Below are 14,482 nucleotides of genomic sequence, written 5' to 3'. Positions count from 1 at the left end.
GATTTTCACAGAAAAAAGAGGTGTTTTTATGTCAGCATTTGAGCAGAAATTAGATAAGTATGCGGAATTGGCGGTAAAAGTGGGGGTTAACGTTCAGCCGGGACAGACGATGGTGTTGAATACGCCCATTAGCGCGGCAGATTTTGCCCGGAGGGTAGTCAAAAAAGCATACGAAGCCGGTGCCAAAAACGTACATATCGAATGGAACGACGAAGTCAGCACAAGAATCAAGTATGACTTGGCACCGGATGAAGCATTTGACGAGTTTCCGTTATGGAAAGGAAAAGGATACGAAGAAATGGCGGAGGAAGGAGCCTGCTTTTTGCACATTCGCTCATCCAATCCGGAATTGCTGAAAGGAGTAGATCCGAAGCGAATTGCTGCAGCGACCAAAGCGTCGGGAAAGGGGATGGAGGCGTTCCGTCGGTACGTTACGGCCGATAAAGTAAGTTGGTCCATTGTCGCCGTTCCCTCTCCGGAATGGGCGGCCAAAGTTTTTCCGGATAAGAATGCGAATGAACAGGTCGATGCCCTGTGGGAAGCAATTTTCAAGGCCGTCCGTATTGATCAGGAGGATCCTGTTCGCGCCTGGGAGGAGCACAGTGCGTCAATCCACCAAAAAGTCGATGAATTAAACCGAAAACGGTATAAATATCTTCATTATCAGGCTCCTGGCACGGATTTAACGGTTGAACTTCCGTCGAATCATATCTGGATCGGAGCCGGATCCGTCAGCGAAAAGGGCGTAGATTTCATAGCAAATATACCGACTGAAGAAGTGTTTACCGTTCCGCTGAAAGAGGGCGTAAATGGCGTGGTTAGAAGCACGAAGCCTCTCAATTACGGTGGAAATATTATTGAGAATTTTACTCTGACATTTGAGAAGGGTCGAATTGTGGATGTTCAGGCGGAGACGGGCCGGGACATTCTTGAACAACTGATAGAAACTGACGAAGGCGCTCGCTATCTAGGAGAAATTGCGCTGGTTCCTCATGATTCGCCGATTTCAAATTCCAACATTATTTTCTACGACACATTGTTTGACGAGAACGCCTCCAATCATTTGGCGATCGGGAACGCCTATGCTTTCTGTATCGAAGGCGGAAAGAATATGTCACAGGAAGAAATTAAGCAAAACGGACTCAATACAAGCATCACCCATGTCGATTTCATGATCGGTTCCGCGGATATGAATATTGACGGAGAGCTTGCGGACGGAACCAGAGAGCCTGTATTCCGAAATGGAAATTGGGCATAGACGCGTTCGTTGCGCTGAGAGGGCAATCCGGTTGGATTGTCCTTTTTCTCATATTTCTCAAAAAATTGCAGGGTGTTTTTGTGTTTTTACAAAAAGGAAGCAGGAATCCGGATAGGAACACCGAATAAAAATATAATACACGACAAATATAAACAAGCTCCGCGCATTCATATTCCTACTACATCCACAATAAATACTATTATTATATTGTTTAAAATCTGAACATTCTGTCTTTTGCGCTCTCTGTTTATTGCTTTCAAACCATTTCATTTTCTTCTTAGTTTTTCACCATGGCTCATCTTGTGTATGTACCTTTTTTCACAATATATTTATTCTGCACAAGGAGGCTTCTCTATGCACATTCTGGTTTGCGTCAAGCAAGTGCCGGACACCAAGATTATCAAGATCGATCCGAAAACGAATACGCTCGACAGACGGGGCGTACCGGCCATTCTGAATCCGTATGATACACACGCGGTCGAAGAAGCGGTACGGCTGCGCGCACGTTACGGCGGCAAAGTATCTATTCTGTCCATGGGTCCGCCGCAGGCCGTGGCTGCGATTAAGAAATGTGTGGAAATCGGCGCCGATGTCGGATATTTAATTTCCGACCGCGCGTTTGCTGGCGCGGATACGCTGGCGACCAGCTATGCGCTGTCGCGGGCAATCAACCGCATTATGAAAGAAGAGCCGCTCGATCTTGTTATCTGCGGCAAAATGGCGATTGATGGCGATACAGGACAAGTCGGACCGGGTGTTGCGCGCCGCATGAATATTCCGCCGCTTACCGGTGTAAAGAAGATCGTAGAGATCGATGAAGCAAACAGAAAGATTATTGTACACCGCAAGCTCGAAGACGGATATGAGGTACTGGAATCGTCGTTGCCCTGCCTGCTGACAGTAGAGAAAGAGATTAATGAGGTTCCATATTCACCGCTGCCCAATATGATTCGTGCCGCCCGCTATCAACCGACGGTGTGGACGGTTAACGATTTAGAAGATGTGGAACGTTCCCAGCTCGGTCTTAAAGGATCGCCAACAATTGTTGGCAAGATGTTTAGTCCGCCGAAGCCAGAAGGCGGAAAACGGCTCACAGGAACGATAGATCAGCAGGTAAGCCAACTGGTTGATATCCTGTTAAAAGAGAAACGCGAACTACTTGTGCAGGGGGGCAAATAACATGGCTGTTACAATTTCCGCCGCTTGTATTTCCTGCGGCACATGCGTAGATACCTGTCCGGTCAGTGCGCTGTATTTAGGTCCTGATAAGTGTGAAGTTGATGCGGCGAAGTGTGAGGAGTGTCAGGAATGTATTCCTGTTTGTCCGACAGAGGCGATCAGTCTGCCGAATCCGACAAAAGCAAAAGCGGCTCCACCACCTGCCCCGGCAGCATCGAAGGCAAAACCGGAAGAGAAGAAGGAAGTTCCGGTTGAAGCAGTAACCGCTGCCGTAGAAACCAAAACGGAATCGAAGCCGCAGGCGCGGACGGATGCGTTTGCCGACCATGAGGGCGTCTGGGTCTTCATCGATCATACGGACGGTCGTATTGCCGGCGTATCGCTTGAGTTGCTGGGAGCAGGCCGTCGTCTCGCCGATAAGCTGAATACACCACTTGCGGGCTTCGTCCTCGGATACCAGATTGAGCCGCTTGCTCAGACCTGCTTCGAATATGGTGCGGACATTGTCTACATGATTGACGATCCGATTTTGAAAGATTATCGTTCCGAGACTTATATGAAAGGCACCGTAGACTTGTGCAATAAATACAAACCGGAGATTATTCTGTACGGCGCGACCACCAACGGGAAAGACCTTGCGAGCGCGGTGGCGACAGACCTTGCGACCGGTCTAACCGCTGACTGTACAATGCTTGACGTGGAGCCTGAGAAGCGCTTGCTTGAGGCGAGCCGCCCGGCGTTCGGCGGCAACATCATGGCCACTATCCTCTGTAAAAACCATCGTCCGCAGATGGCTACGGTTCGCTCAAAAGTAATGAAGGCGCTGGAGCCGCAGCCGGGCCGTCAGGGCAAGCTGATTCACGAACCGCTCGGTATGCATGAGAATGATTTGCAGACAAAGGTACTCGAAATTGTGCGTGAGACCGGAAACCGGGTCAAATTGGACGAAGCGCATATTATCGTCGCCGGTGGCAAAGGGCTGGGTGATGCAAAAGGATTTCAGCTTTGCTACGACCTGGCCGAAGTACTGGGCGCCAGTGTCGGCGCAAGCCGGGATGCGGTAGAGGCGGGATGGATTGAACACCATTATCAGATTGGTCAGACCGGTGTAACGGTAACACCGAAGATTTATTTCGCCATTGCCATTTCCGGTGCGGTACAGCATATAGTTGGCATGCAGAATTCCGAGTTTATTATCGCGATTAACAAAGACCCGGACGCAGCTATTCACAGCGTTGCCACCTACAGCATCGTTGGTGATGCCTTTGAAGTGGTACCAAAGCTCATCGAAGCATTCAAAAAAGTCGTAAAAGGCGGTGAAGCAGTCCATGTCTGAGAAATTTGATGCAATTGTTGTCGGCGCGGGGCCTGCCGGCACGTCTGCCGCATATACTATGGCAAAAGCCGGTCTAAACGTACTGCTGATTGAGAGAGGGGAGTACCCGGGCGCCAAAAACGTAATGGGCGGCGTGCTGTACCGTCATCAGATGGAAGAGATGATCCCGGGTTTCTACAAGGAAGCGCCGGTCGAACGTCCCGTCGTAGAGCAGCGATTCTGGATGCTTGGGGAAGAATCGGTATTCACAAGCGGATATAAAGGATTGGAATGGGCCAAAGAGCCATATAACAACTTTACGGTACTTCGGGCCAAATTCGACCAGTGGTACGCGAACAAGGCCGTGGAGCAGGGCGCGTTGCTCATTAACGAAACGGTAGTGACCGAGTGCCTTGTGGAAGACGGCCGAGTTGTCGGTGTGCGTACAGACCGTCCGGATGGAGACGTATATGCGGATGTAGTCGTGCTGGCTGACGGGGTAAATTCACTGCTTGCCAAATCGCTTGGCTTCCACAAGGAGTTCAAGCCGGAAGAAGTAGCGCTGGCCGTCATGGAGGTTATCAACCTCCCGGCAGAGAAAATCGAGGACCGTTTCAATCTGGAACCAAACCAGGGTACTACGATTGAGATTTTCGGCGATGCTACCAAAGGTATTCTCGGCACAGGCTTTATTTATACAAATAAAGAAAGCATTAATATCGGTGTTGGCGCCACGCTGTCGGGCATGATTAAGCATAAGCTGCGCCCGTACGATCTACTGGATTATCTGAAGAGCCATCCAATCGTGCGCCCGTTGATTCGCGGCGGCGAATCGATGGAGTATGCGGCACACTTGATTCCGGAAGGCGGCTTCCACTCGATGCCGAAGATTGTAGGGAACGGGGTCGTGGTCGTCGGTGACGCGGGTCAGATGGTTAATAGCATTCATCGTGAAGGCAGCAATATGGCGATGACGTCAGGGAGACTGGCTGCAGAGACGATTATTCTCGCCAAAGAAGCGAACGATTTTTCAGAGAACATGCTGGATACGTACCGTAAGCGCTTGCTTGACAGCTTTGTCGGTCAGGATCTGAAAAAATACAAAGACGCGACCCATACATTTGAGTCGTATCCGCAGTATTTTAAAGAGTATATCCCGATGATTAATCAGGCGGCGAGCAAGTTCTTCACGGTGGACGGAGTGCCGAAGAGGGAGAAACAGAAGCATATTTTCAAGAGTTTGACGGAAGGTAAAAGTAAACTGGCTATGGTGCAAGACATTTATCGCGCATGGAAGGTGATGAAATAATGAGTCTCGTACCGCGTACGAATAACATTGAAGAGAAGCAGTATCTGGTGAGGTTTAGGGCAGATACGCAGTCACATCTGCATGTGTTGGACCACGACATCTGTGCCACAAACTGTCCTGATAAGCTCTGTACCATTTTCTGTCCGGCTGAGGTGTATAAATGGGAAGGCATGCGGATGGCGGTTGGTTATGAGGGATGTCATGAGTGCGGCAGCTGTCGCATCGGCTGCCCGTACCAGAACATCAAGTGGGAGTATCCGAAGGGCGGACACGGCATCGTGTTCAGATTGGCGTAGGTAAGTAAGATCAAAGAGGGAAGCGCTCTTATTATAGAGGGCTTCTCTTTTTTCTGTGAAAATCACGAAGAAAGAAGGAGAGAAAGAAGAAATGAGATCCAAGGAAGAAAAAGGCCTTCGCCTTTTTCTACATTTTCTCCATACTGAGGATGTTGTTCAAAGGCGTAAATAAAAAGGCTTGTATCTAACGCTAATCGTGTGCTATTTAATAACACTTCTTTCATTCCCATGACTCGCGCTCCTTACGAACATACTCGTCTGTACTCTCTTTTTTCCACATTTCTTTTCCTAAACCCCCACAATGCATCAGAAAATCTTTTAGGCTTCCGTATAACAATGATCTCATCTCGGATTTCATCATACTTCCATATTAATTCGTCTCCTATATCAAGCTTAGCTTTATCTCGAATTTCTTTAGGAATTGTTGTCTGATATCTTTGCTTTATTTCACTCTCTGTTCGCAATGTGTTAGACATCTTCATTACCTCCGCTTCTTTGTCTTACATATTTTTATTTTATCATACATTTTGTTTGGAATTATTATGTACTTAGGATGTAAAGTTTTCTTACTGAATTAGTTCTGTAATGTCTAGTTTTAATAATGGTTCATGGATTTTCTTAAAATTATCTTTATAACAGACAAGCAGATATTTGATGTGTGGAAAGCTGAGTATAATGGTGATAAAACCTGTATTAAAAAATAATGAACTTATACGAGATAGCTAAGAGGAATAGACTCAACAAATTCCTTTAAATCACATGTATAATATTTACAAGAGGGTGAAGGGAGACGAAAGCGAGGAGTGGGTTTTTATGTTCATGTTCGATTTCATGAGTGCAATTTTTCCCGTATTCTTTGCATTGATTTTAGTATTCATTTCTATAAGTATTATCAAAGGCATTGGTGAGTGGATCAATAACAACAAACAGCCGGTATTAATTGTTGATGCCTGCGTTGTTTCCAAAAGGAGCCATACCTCACACCACATACATAATCATAATAATGGCATGCATCATCATAACCAAACAACTTATTACGCAACGTTTGAGGTTGAGAGCGGAGATAGAATGGAATTTCGCATATCCGGTAAGGAATATGGCTTGTTAGCGGAAAAAGATAAAGGAAGACTTACCTTTCAAGGAACACGCTATCTTAGTTTTGAAAGGAATGGCCGTGAATAAAAGAACAATTGTATGGTAAGAAAAGAGGGGGAGAGAATTGTCCAACAGCAAACGATTTATGAAAATGCTAGCCAAAAACGTCAAGCAATCCATCGGACCGGGAGAGTATGAGGCACAAGGCATTAAAGTCGTATGTCCGCACTGCAAGCATGATAAGTTCATTACAGGAGGCGCACAGTTAAATACAGCGTTTCTTACATTTTTGAAGCTTGACTTTGTAAACAGGACAGCGCACACGCTTACATGTGAATGCTGCGGTAGAATCGAGTGGTTTGTGAAAGATGTAAAAAGAATCTATAAATAATAAAAAGCCCGCTATGAACATAAAAGGGCCATTGCTTACATTGCTGGCTTTGACATTTCACGGACAACCAGTCAGAATAGTAAAAAGCACCGACAGATCGGTGCTTTTTACGTTGAGATTCCCTGTTTGAACCTCTCATGACTGAAGTCACGAGCGTTCTCGGCTAAATCATACATTTAAGAGGCTGTACGGCGTTCGCGGAACAGAAGGCTGATGCAGTACAGTCCCGCAAGACCCACCAAAGAGTATACGATACGGCTTAGGAATGAGCCTTCGCCGTTGAACAGCGCGGCTACAAGATCCCACTGGAACAACCCGACCAGCAACCAGTTGATGGCTCCGATGATAACAAGAATAAGAGCTAAGCGATCCATATTTGTTCATCTCCTTTCTAAACCTATATTTTCATTATGTCCATTTTCGATACAGATAATCAGAGAAAATATCCAGGAAAGTTCGTTACTTTTTGTTTACCAGCGGTGCGATAACCCGTTCAAAGAAGCGGGGAAACAGGTGCGACAATACAACACCGGCACGCATATATCGCGGAATGATGGCTTCTGCTTCGTGTGTGTGAATTGTGCGAAGAATTGTACGTGCCACCGCTTCTGGTGTAACCATGAACTTCTCAATGCTACGCCGGTAGCCCCCGCTCGGGTCGGCACGGTCGAAAAACGGCGTTTGGACAGGTCCCGGATTTACCGCTGAGATGGATACCCCGCTGCCATACAGCTCTTGACGCAGGCTTTGCGTAAACCCGATGACAGCGAACTTGCTGGCCGAGTATCCGCTGGACTTTGGTGTAGCCAGCTTACCGGCCACCGAAGCAACATTGACAATATGTCCGCTTCTCCGCTCCAGCATATGCGGCAGTACTACCTTGGTACAGCGCACGACACCGAAATAATTGACATCCATCATTCCTTCGATTTCTTCCAGTGCTGTTTCTGTAAATAAAGAGAACGCACCGTAGCCCGCATTATTAATCCAGACATCAATTCGACCGTAGCGTTCGATAATTTCTTTAACAACTGTTGTGATCTGCGATATGTTTGTTACGTCACATGTATAAAAGCCGACTTCCGGCGCTTCATGCCGTATCTTCTGTGCAAGTGCGTGCAGGGCCTCTTTAGAGCGTGCCAGCAATACAGGCGTAGCCCCCTGCCGAGCCGCAAGCAGAGCGGTAGACAGGCCAATGCCGCTTGAAGCGCCGGTTATGACAATAATGCTATTCTGTATGGTTGTCATTCTTCCACCTCCTGCTCCATTAGATTTGACATCGTGTGCCCGGTTCCTGCTTGTCGCTAAGTGAAAAAATCCAGTACCGGACGTTTGACAATATGTGTAACATTCCGCACATAGACGAATAGACTATAGAAAAGTATTTTTAGGGGAGGGGTACGGATGGAGTTTGAAAAGCAGGTAGTGTTGATTACCGGAGGAGCGAGCGGTCTGGGGAGAAGAGCGGCACAGCTGTTTTGCGAGCGGGGAGCCCGGGTTATCATTGCCGATGTGAATGAAGAGCAGGGGGAGCACGCGGCCACGGAATTGAAAGAAGCAGGTGGAAGTGCCGAGTGTATCCAGGTGAATGTAGGAGATGAAGCTTCGGTACAGGCACTGATGGAACAAGTTAGGCAAAGAACGGGTCGGCTTGATGTGTTGATTAATAATGCTGGTATTACACGCGATGGCATGCTGCATAAAATGACGAAAGAGAAATGGGACCAAGTCATTGCCATTAATCTGACTGGTGTTTACTTGTGTACAAAAGCCGCGATCCCGCTTATGATCGAGAACGGATATGGCCGTATTATAAATACTTCTTCAGTTATCGGTCTATACGGAAATATCGGACAGACGAATTATGCGGCTACGAAAGCGGGTGTCATCGGCCTAACGAAGACGTGGGCGAAGGAGCTGGGAGGCAAAGGCATTACGGTCAATGCGGTAGCCCCCGGTTTCATCCGTACGCCCATGACGGATGCCGTACCGGAAAAAATTCTGGAAATGATGCGTCAGAAAGTACCTGTACAGCGGTTGGGCGAGCCGGAAGACATTGCACGCGCGTATGTATTTCTCGCTTCTCCGCATGCCTCCTACATTAATGGAGCCGTGCTGTCAGTAGACGGCGGGCTTGTCCTGTAATTTTTCCTTTTCAAAATTCTCTCCATCTTCTACTATTAATATAATAAACATAAGATGGAGGGGATTTTATATGGACAGCAAGCTGGCGGACAGCATGGAGATATATGCGGCCAGGCAAGCTCAGGTGAATCAGATTGTGGATGCGCATGCGGCATGGACGGTGGACGTGCGGCGCTACCTCCATCAGTATCCGGAATTGTCGCATCAGGAATCAAAAACCGTGCAATATATTCGTGAACAGTTGAAAAATATGGGGTTATCCCCTTATTCATATACAGGAAAAGATGTTATTGCTTACATTGAAGGGGGACAGTCAGGGAAAACGGTCGCACTGCGTGCCGATATCGATGCGCTGCCGATTCAGGAAGAGACGGGCCTGCCGTTTGCATCAAAAAATCCGGGTGTAATGCATGCGTGCGGCCACGACGGCCATACGGCGATCTTGCTGGGAGCGGCACGAGCGCTGACAGAAGGGGCCGTGCCTTTTGCCGGGCGTATTAAGCTGATTTTCCAGCATGCCGAAGAAGTTGTGCCAGGCGGGGCTTCCGAGCTGGTGAAGGCCGGAGTGCTGGAAGATGTGGATGCTATCTTTGGGCTTCACCTGTGGCAGAACGTGGATAGCGGTCTGTTGGAGGTGTGCGCTGGACCCATTATGGCCGGTTCCGATTCGTTTGCAATCAAAATCCATGGCAAAGGCGGTCACGGTTCCATGCCGCACTTAACTGTCGATCCAATCGTCATCGCCTCTCACCTGGTCACACAGCTGCAGACGATAGTCAGCCGTTCATTGGACCCGTTGTATCCCGCTGTAATAAGCGTAGGACAGATACAGGCCGGTGATACGTATAACATTATTCCTGATACGGCACAACTGCAGGGAACGGTTCGCTATTTTCACCCCGATGTACAGAAGGAAATTCCGCAGCTTCTCGAACGTCTTGCGCATGGAGTTTGCGCGTCATTCGGCGCATCAGCAACCGTTGAGTATGTAAAAGGAGATCCTTCCGTCATCAATGACCCACGGATGAATGCCATCGTCGAGCAGGTGGGTCGCATGGTACTGGGCGAAGAGAACGTAAGACCGGCCGTACCAAGTATGGCCGGAGAGGATTTTTCTTATTACCTGCAGCACGTGCCGGGAGCGTATTTCTTCCTGGGGATTCGGAATGAAGAAGCGGTATACAGCCACCATCATCCGCGCTTTACGATCGACGAGAAGATGCTTCCCGTCGGCAGCAAGCTGCTGGCTGGCATTGCGCTTACGTATTTGGAACAGCAGGTATAGAGGAGCAGAACGAATGGAAAAACATGAATGAATGAGCGCAAGCGGCAGGGCACACCCTATGTAGCAGGGGAGGGCCGATTTCTTGTGCAGCGGCCCTCTCTTGAGTAAATCAAAAGGGGGATTTTTTGTGCCGCAAGGTGTAAAATGCAGCGTAGCGAACTGTACGTACTATGCAGAGGGAAATAACTGCGCAGCGGAAGTCATTATGGTTGAAATTGACCGAAAAGCAAACACCAATTATAAAGAAGAAATCGGAGAGATCGGCGTCTCTACGGACCGCAAAGAACAGGCTTCCTATTCAAGCGAAACATGCTGCCATACGTTTAAACCGAGAAACAAAGCGTAGCCCGACCCCTACCTACATTCTTACGGAGATGAGGGATGAATCGGCATGAAAAAACCGAAACGCCGCAATAATGTCATTCTGTTTCCGTTTCGGGAAGAATTCGCAGGTGATACGTATACGCAGACTAGGCCACGCCGGTATATAATCCAAAAACGGCGAAGCAGGCAAGAATATAGGGAAGCGAACGAAAGGAAGAAAGAAGGCGGAACAGGGCTGGGCATACTCGGACTGGTTATGGCCTTGCTCGCCTTTTTTATGATGCCGATTATGCTGGGCGTCTCCGGCTTTATCGTCGGGTATATCGCAGCTGCGCGGGGTTCGAAGGCCGGACGGTGGGCAATGGGGCTGTCCGCGGTCGCGGTGCTGCTCACGCTGCTGCTGCGTCTGTTTTATTAGGTTTTCTTGCAGAGATGCCTTTTTTCGTTAGTGAAAAAAACCGGATCATCGATCCGGTTTTTTTATGCCGGATAATAAATCACGACATGCAGGCGAACAGGGCTTTCGGATTCATTCGTATATGTATGCGGCATGTCCGCCGCGAACCGGATGGCATTGCCTTCGTGAACCGTATAGTCTGCCCCCTGGACGGTAAGTGTCAATGTTCCCTCAGTAACGGTGATGTATTCTTGAACGCCGGCAGTGTGTGCTTCAGAGTGGTGCTTACATCCCGGAAGCATAAAGATTGTATAGATCTCAAATTGTGTTTCCTGATTAAACGGGAAAAGGGGATAGACCTGATATCTTCCTTCATCTTCGGTAACGGGCAGAATATCGGCCGATGAGATGATGGAAACATTGGGCACTTCTTCTTCGATAAGGGACGAAAAAGAGAGGCGTAGACCTTTCGCGATTTTCCATAAGGTTGTTACGGTCGGATTTGATTCACCCCGTTCGATTTGTCCGAGCATCGCTTTGCTGACGCCGGTTAATTCTGCTGTCCTGTCCAGACTTAATCCCCGGCTCTTGCGGATACGCTGCAAATTTTGTCCAAGCTTAATATGTATTTTTTCCATAAAAGCACTCCTTCTATATTGTGCGCTATAACGTACTTATATTAGAATATAGTATACAATAAAAGGGAGGGAATGAAAATGAAATCGGAACAGGCATATCATGCAGCAAAAGAACAACACCATTCGCCGGGTTCTTCCGCGTGGACAGAGGGTGTACGGGCCGGTCTTCCGATTGCGGTAGGCTATATTCCGATTGCGATTGCTTTTGGACTGCTGGCGAAATCATCCGGATTGCCGAATTACATAAGCGTGTTAATGTCGCTGTTGATTTTTGCGGGAGCAAGCCAGTTTGTCGGGGCAAACTTGCTGGCGCTTGGCACAGCGTACGGAGAAATTTTGCTGACGACATTTATCTTGAACTTGCGTCACTTTCTTATGACCGCATCGCTTTCGCAGCGGCTCAGGCAAACCACGTCCGGGTGGCGTGCGCTGCTTGCATTTGGTATCACAGATGAGACTTTTACAGTCGCTGCGTTGAGAAAAGAACGGAAATTAGAAAAGGGATTTCTTCTGGGATTGAATCTGACGGCATTCGCATCCTGGAATGCAGGTACCTGGGTTGGTGTTTTTCTTGCCACAGGGCTCCCGCCTTCACTACAAGCAAGCATGGGCATTGCGCTGTATGCTATGTTTATCGGCTTGCTGATACCATCTGTACGATCGTCCCGTGCTGTTTTCGTCGTGGCTTTGGCTGCAGTTTCCGTGCATTCCATGTTGCATTGGTTGCCATGGTTTGACGGGCTTTCCACCGGATGGAGCATCATTATCGCTACCATTATGGCAGCGGCCTTAGGAGCTGTGGTGTTCCCTGAAGAAAAACGCGAGGAGGCACATACATGAATTGGGAACTTGTCCTGTTGATTATAGGAATGGGTGTGGTGACCTACATTCCGCGTATGCTTCCTATGGTGGTACTGCAGAACGTTCAGTTGCCGCCGTTCCTGCATCGTTTCTTTCAATTTATACCGGCTGCTGCACTCGGCGCGCTGATTTTTCCGGGAATTCTATCTTCGGCCGGTGAAGCAAATACGATGGCGGCGGCTGTAGGCGGACTGGTGTGTGTTGCATTAGCCTGGTTTCGGTTGAATGTTATGATTGTGGTAATGGCCGGAATTATTATCGTGTTATTGTGGCAAACCATAGGATAGTGAAACTTCCCGACGATTTTTCCGTATAAGCATAAGAGAAGGTGGATTATAAATAAGGAGGCAGCTACTGTTGGCTGAGAGAAAGAAGAAACGCGGCTGGGGTGCGGCGGGAGGTCTGCTTGGATTTCTTGCTCTCTTCGGCAGCAAACTGAAATTTTTGCTTCCTATATTGAAAATGGGAAAGTTCGGCACTACCATCTGGACGATGGCATTGTCGGTCTGGGCATATATGTTAATCTATCCGTGGACGTTCGCATTAGGGCTTGTCATTATGCTGTTCATCCATGAGATGGGGCATGTATGGGCTGCGAAACGCAAAAATCTGCCCGTATCCACTCCGGCATTCATCCCGTTTTTAGGTGCGCTTATTACTATGAAGAAGCAGCCGAAAGATGCGGAGACGGAAGCGTATGTTGCATTAGGAGGGCCGCTCGTCGGTACGCTCGGGGCTGTAGCAGCGCTTCTGCTCGGTATGGCAACAGGTCATCCTGTGCTGTATGCGGTTGCTATGATTGGCTTTTTCCTGAATTTGATCAATCTGCTTCCTATTCATCCGCTGGACGGGGGACGGATTGTTACTGCGATTTCCCGCTGGCTCTGGGTGGTCGGGCTGATTGGCGGCCTTGTGGTCATTCTATATCTGAAGGCTATTATTTTCCTTATCTTCTGGGGATTGTTTGCCTGGGAGCTGTACATCAAGTATGTACGTAAAAAGAAGAAAAATGCAGCGGGTTCCCGTCTGCATACGGAACACATTTTTCTTTGGATTCCAGTTCAGCTCTTCGACGAGAAAGGGCTGTTCATTCCTGCCGAAGAGCATCGGCGCTCACTGCCGTTCACGCATGTTGGGGATATGATGAAGAGAGAAGATATAGTAACGATAAGCTATCCAGGCCTGGAAGAGACAAAAACATTTACATATTCAAACGGCCTTGTGCGTGATGTGCAGCTTGTTCGTACGGAAATAGCGGGCGATCAGGTGAAGATGTCCGTAGAGATGAAAGTGGACCCGTATGAGCAGGAACAGGGACTGATACGGGATGACAAGTATTATGAAGTATCGCCTCGTACCCGCTGGGTGTACGGCCTCGCATATTTCGGTCTCGCGGTTGCGTTAGGATTATTAATGGTGTATACGTCGGTTCAAATTCCTCAGGTTCCGCTTGCCGGGTAAGAGGGAACGCAAAAAGCCGACACTCTTAGGTTTCTGGGAGTGTCGGCCGGTATCTTTCCGTATGTTTTCTTTCTTTAACAATCCGCACGTATTAACCGTTATACACTTCAGTAAGGAAAACATCCGTATCCAGAGGCTCGAAACCTTGTGTCGGTTCAGACTGAAGGGCACGTAGTTCGCGTTGCAGGCGTGCGATTTCCGCTTCCATTTTTTGAAGTTTTTCTACCTCTACCATCACTGTCATCATAATCTCTCCCTTATTATTATAATATTCTGAAAAAAATACTCGACCTTAGTTCCTGATTTCTCTCTAAAGGTTGCCTAATAAGTCGACGTATTCTTAATTTATTGAAAACTATAATAACAGGCCTTGTTTTATTTGTAAATAGGGTTTTCAAATGTAATCGCTTCCACATTGATAGAAATTTTAGAAAGTTTCATTACGATTTTCACAGAAAACCACCATGGCATCTCAGCCGTAACCCCGACATGAAAATCATGGGAAGGGCGGCTGACTTTTGCGGTACG

20 protein-coding genes and 1 pseudogene are annotated in these 14,482 nt (G+C 48.0%); 15 read left to right on the top strand and 6 right to left on the bottom strand.

The window, feature by feature from the left end:
• Window positions 1-28 precede the first annotated feature (28 nt).
• The 6 genes and pseudogenes from ADA01nite_RS03185 (at window position 29) to ADA01nite_RS03165 (ending at window position 5,357) form a co-directional block, all read left to right on the top strand.
• Window positions 29-1,258: an aminopeptidase gene (locus tag ADA01nite_RS03185; protein WP_146808457.1), complete on the top strand. Its 1,230-nt coding sequence runs from the start codon at window positions 29-31 to the stop codon at window positions 1,256-1,258.
• A gap of 354 nt (window positions 1,259-1,612) precedes the next feature.
• Window positions 1,613-2,437, top strand: coding sequence for an electron transfer flavoprotein subunit beta/FixA family protein (locus ADA01nite_RS03180; protein WP_146808456.1), 825 nt, complete (start codon window positions 1,613-1,615; stop codon window positions 2,435-2,437).
• A gap of 1 nt (window position 2,438) precedes the next feature.
• A pseudogene (locus ADA01nite_RS22535) lies at window positions 2,439-2,582 on the top strand (DUF362 domain-containing protein); the annotation flags it as partial.
• 201 nt (window positions 2,583-2,783) lie between these two features.
• On the top strand, window positions 2,784-3,773 hold the full coding sequence (locus ADA01nite_RS03175; protein ID WP_246147200.1) for an electron transfer flavoprotein subunit alpha/FixB family protein: 990 nt from the start codon (window positions 2,784-2,786) through the stop codon (window positions 3,771-3,773).
• Window positions 3,766-5,061, top strand: coding sequence for an FAD-dependent oxidoreductase (locus tag ADA01nite_RS03170; RefSeq protein ID WP_146808454.1), 1,296 nt, complete (start codon window positions 3,766-3,768; stop codon window positions 5,059-5,061). Before ADA01nite_RS03175 ends, ADA01nite_RS03170 begins: the two co-directional genes overlap by 8 nt.
• Window positions 5,043-5,357 (top strand): ferredoxin family protein, encoded by a 315-nt coding sequence (locus ADA01nite_RS03165; protein WP_146808453.1) that lies wholly within the window; start codon window positions 5,043-5,045, stop codon window positions 5,355-5,357. The genes ADA01nite_RS03170 and ADA01nite_RS03165 overlap by 19 nt, the downstream gene beginning before the upstream one ends.
• A gap of 62 nt (window positions 5,358-5,419) precedes the next feature.
• On the opposite strand, the gene ADA01nite_RS21900 is transcribed toward ADA01nite_RS03165, so the two are convergent.
• Together ADA01nite_RS21900 and ADA01nite_RS03160 are read right to left on the bottom strand one after the other, a co-directional pair.
• Window positions 5,420-5,587, bottom strand: coding sequence for a hypothetical protein (locus ADA01nite_RS21900; RefSeq protein ID WP_170230129.1), 168 nt, complete (start codon window positions 5,585-5,587; stop codon window positions 5,420-5,422).
• A 12-nt stretch (window positions 5,588-5,599) separates the two neighbouring features.
• Window positions 5,600-5,833 carry an AbrB/MazE/SpoVT family DNA-binding domain-containing protein gene (locus ADA01nite_RS03160; protein ID WP_170230128.1) on the bottom strand — a complete coding sequence of 78 codons (234 nt, stop codon included), beginning with the start codon at window positions 5,831-5,833 and terminating at the stop codon, window positions 5,600-5,602.
• 337 nt (window positions 5,834-6,170) lie between these two features.
• Between ADA01nite_RS03160 and ADA01nite_RS03155 the strand changes: the two genes are divergently transcribed.
• Together ADA01nite_RS03155 and ADA01nite_RS03150 are read left to right on the top strand one after the other, a co-directional pair.
• A complete protein-coding gene (locus ADA01nite_RS03155; protein WP_146808451.1) occupies window positions 6,171-6,539 on the top strand; it encodes a DUF2500 domain-containing protein in 369 nt (122 codons plus the stop codon).
• Between the two features lie 37 nt (window positions 6,540-6,576).
• Window positions 6,577-6,843: a hypothetical protein gene (locus ADA01nite_RS03150; protein ID WP_218029525.1), complete on the top strand. Its 267-nt coding sequence runs from the start codon at window positions 6,577-6,579 to the stop codon at window positions 6,841-6,843.
• 176 nt (window positions 6,844-7,019) lie between these two features.
• On the opposite strand, the gene ADA01nite_RS03145 is transcribed toward ADA01nite_RS03150, so the two are convergent.
• A complete protein-coding gene (locus ADA01nite_RS03145) occupies window positions 7,020-7,217 on the bottom strand; it encodes a DUF378 domain-containing protein (RefSeq protein ID WP_146808450.1) in 198 nt (65 codons plus the stop codon).
• Between the two features lie 85 nt (window positions 7,218-7,302).
• Complete coding sequence (locus ADA01nite_RS03140; protein ID WP_146808449.1) at window positions 7,303-8,091, bottom strand: SDR family oxidoreductase; 789 nt, start codon at window positions 8,089-8,091, stop codon at window positions 7,303-7,305.
• Between the two features lie 156 nt (window positions 8,092-8,247).
• Here ADA01nite_RS03140 and fabG point away from each other — a divergent pair, with 156 nt between their 5' ends.
• The 4 genes from fabG (at window position 8,248) to ADA01nite_RS03120 (ending at window position 11,015) form a co-directional block, all read left to right on the top strand.
• Window positions 8,248-8,988 (top strand): 3-oxoacyl-ACP reductase FabG, encoded by a 741-nt coding sequence (gene fabG, locus ADA01nite_RS03135; RefSeq protein WP_146808448.1) that lies wholly within the window; start codon window positions 8,248-8,250, stop codon window positions 8,986-8,988.
• 70 nt (window positions 8,989-9,058) lie between these two features.
• Window positions 9,059-10,273: a M20 metallopeptidase family protein gene (locus ADA01nite_RS03130; protein ID WP_246147199.1), complete on the top strand. Its 1,215-nt coding sequence runs from the start codon at window positions 9,059-9,061 to the stop codon at window positions 10,271-10,273.
• Window positions 10,274-10,400: 127 nt separating this feature from the next.
• Window positions 10,401-10,619, top strand: coding sequence for a DUF1540 domain-containing protein (locus ADA01nite_RS03125; RefSeq protein ID WP_146808447.1), 219 nt, complete (start codon window positions 10,401-10,403; stop codon window positions 10,617-10,619).
• 45 nt (window positions 10,620-10,664) lie between these two features.
• Window positions 10,665-11,015: a hypothetical protein gene (locus ADA01nite_RS03120; RefSeq protein ID WP_146808446.1), complete on the top strand. Its 351-nt coding sequence runs from the start codon at window positions 10,665-10,667 to the stop codon at window positions 11,013-11,015.
• A 62-nt stretch (window positions 11,016-11,077) separates the two neighbouring features.
• Here ADA01nite_RS03120 and ADA01nite_RS03115 read toward each other — a convergent pair whose 3' ends face one another.
• Window positions 11,078-11,632, bottom strand: a complete 555-nt coding sequence (locus ADA01nite_RS03115) for a helix-turn-helix domain-containing protein (protein ID WP_146808445.1) — start codon at window positions 11,630-11,632, stop codon at window positions 11,078-11,080.
• A 78-nt stretch (window positions 11,633-11,710) separates the two neighbouring features.
• Here ADA01nite_RS03115 and ADA01nite_RS03110 point away from each other — a divergent pair, with 78 nt between their 5' ends.
• The 3 genes from ADA01nite_RS03110 (at window position 11,711) to ADA01nite_RS03100 (ending at window position 13,954) form a co-directional block, all read left to right on the top strand.
• The gene (locus tag ADA01nite_RS03110; protein ID WP_146808444.1) at window positions 11,711-12,472 is read left to right on the top strand and encodes an AzlC family ABC transporter permease; all 762 of its coding nucleotides are present in this window, start codon (window positions 11,711-11,713) and stop codon (window positions 12,470-12,472) included.
• Entirely contained in the window at window positions 12,469-12,780 is a 312-nt protein-coding gene (locus tag ADA01nite_RS03105; RefSeq protein WP_146808443.1) for an AzlD domain-containing protein, read from the top strand. The genes ADA01nite_RS03110 and ADA01nite_RS03105 overlap by 4 nt, the downstream gene beginning before the upstream one ends.
• A 70-nt stretch (window positions 12,781-12,850) precedes the next feature.
• Window positions 12,851-13,954 carry a site-2 protease family protein gene (locus ADA01nite_RS03100; RefSeq protein WP_146808442.1) on the top strand — a complete coding sequence of 368 codons (1,104 nt, stop codon included), beginning with the start codon at window positions 12,851-12,853 and terminating at the stop codon, window positions 13,952-13,954.
• Window positions 13,955-14,045: 91 nt separating this feature from the next.
• On the opposite strand, the gene ADA01nite_RS21895 is transcribed toward ADA01nite_RS03100, so the two are convergent.
• Window positions 14,046-14,201 carry a ValS family protein gene (locus ADA01nite_RS21895; RefSeq protein WP_170230127.1) on the bottom strand — a complete coding sequence of 52 codons (156 nt, stop codon included), beginning with the start codon at window positions 14,199-14,201 and terminating at the stop codon, window positions 14,046-14,048.
• Window positions 14,202-14,482 lie beyond the last annotated feature (281 nt).

The organism is Aneurinibacillus danicus, assembly GCF_007991215.1.
Classification (GTDB): Bacteria; Bacillota; Bacilli; order Aneurinibacillales; family Aneurinibacillaceae; genus Aneurinibacillus; species Aneurinibacillus danicus.
Note: the sequence above shows the minus strand (reverse complement) of the source record. Positions and strands in the feature narration are given on the sequence as shown.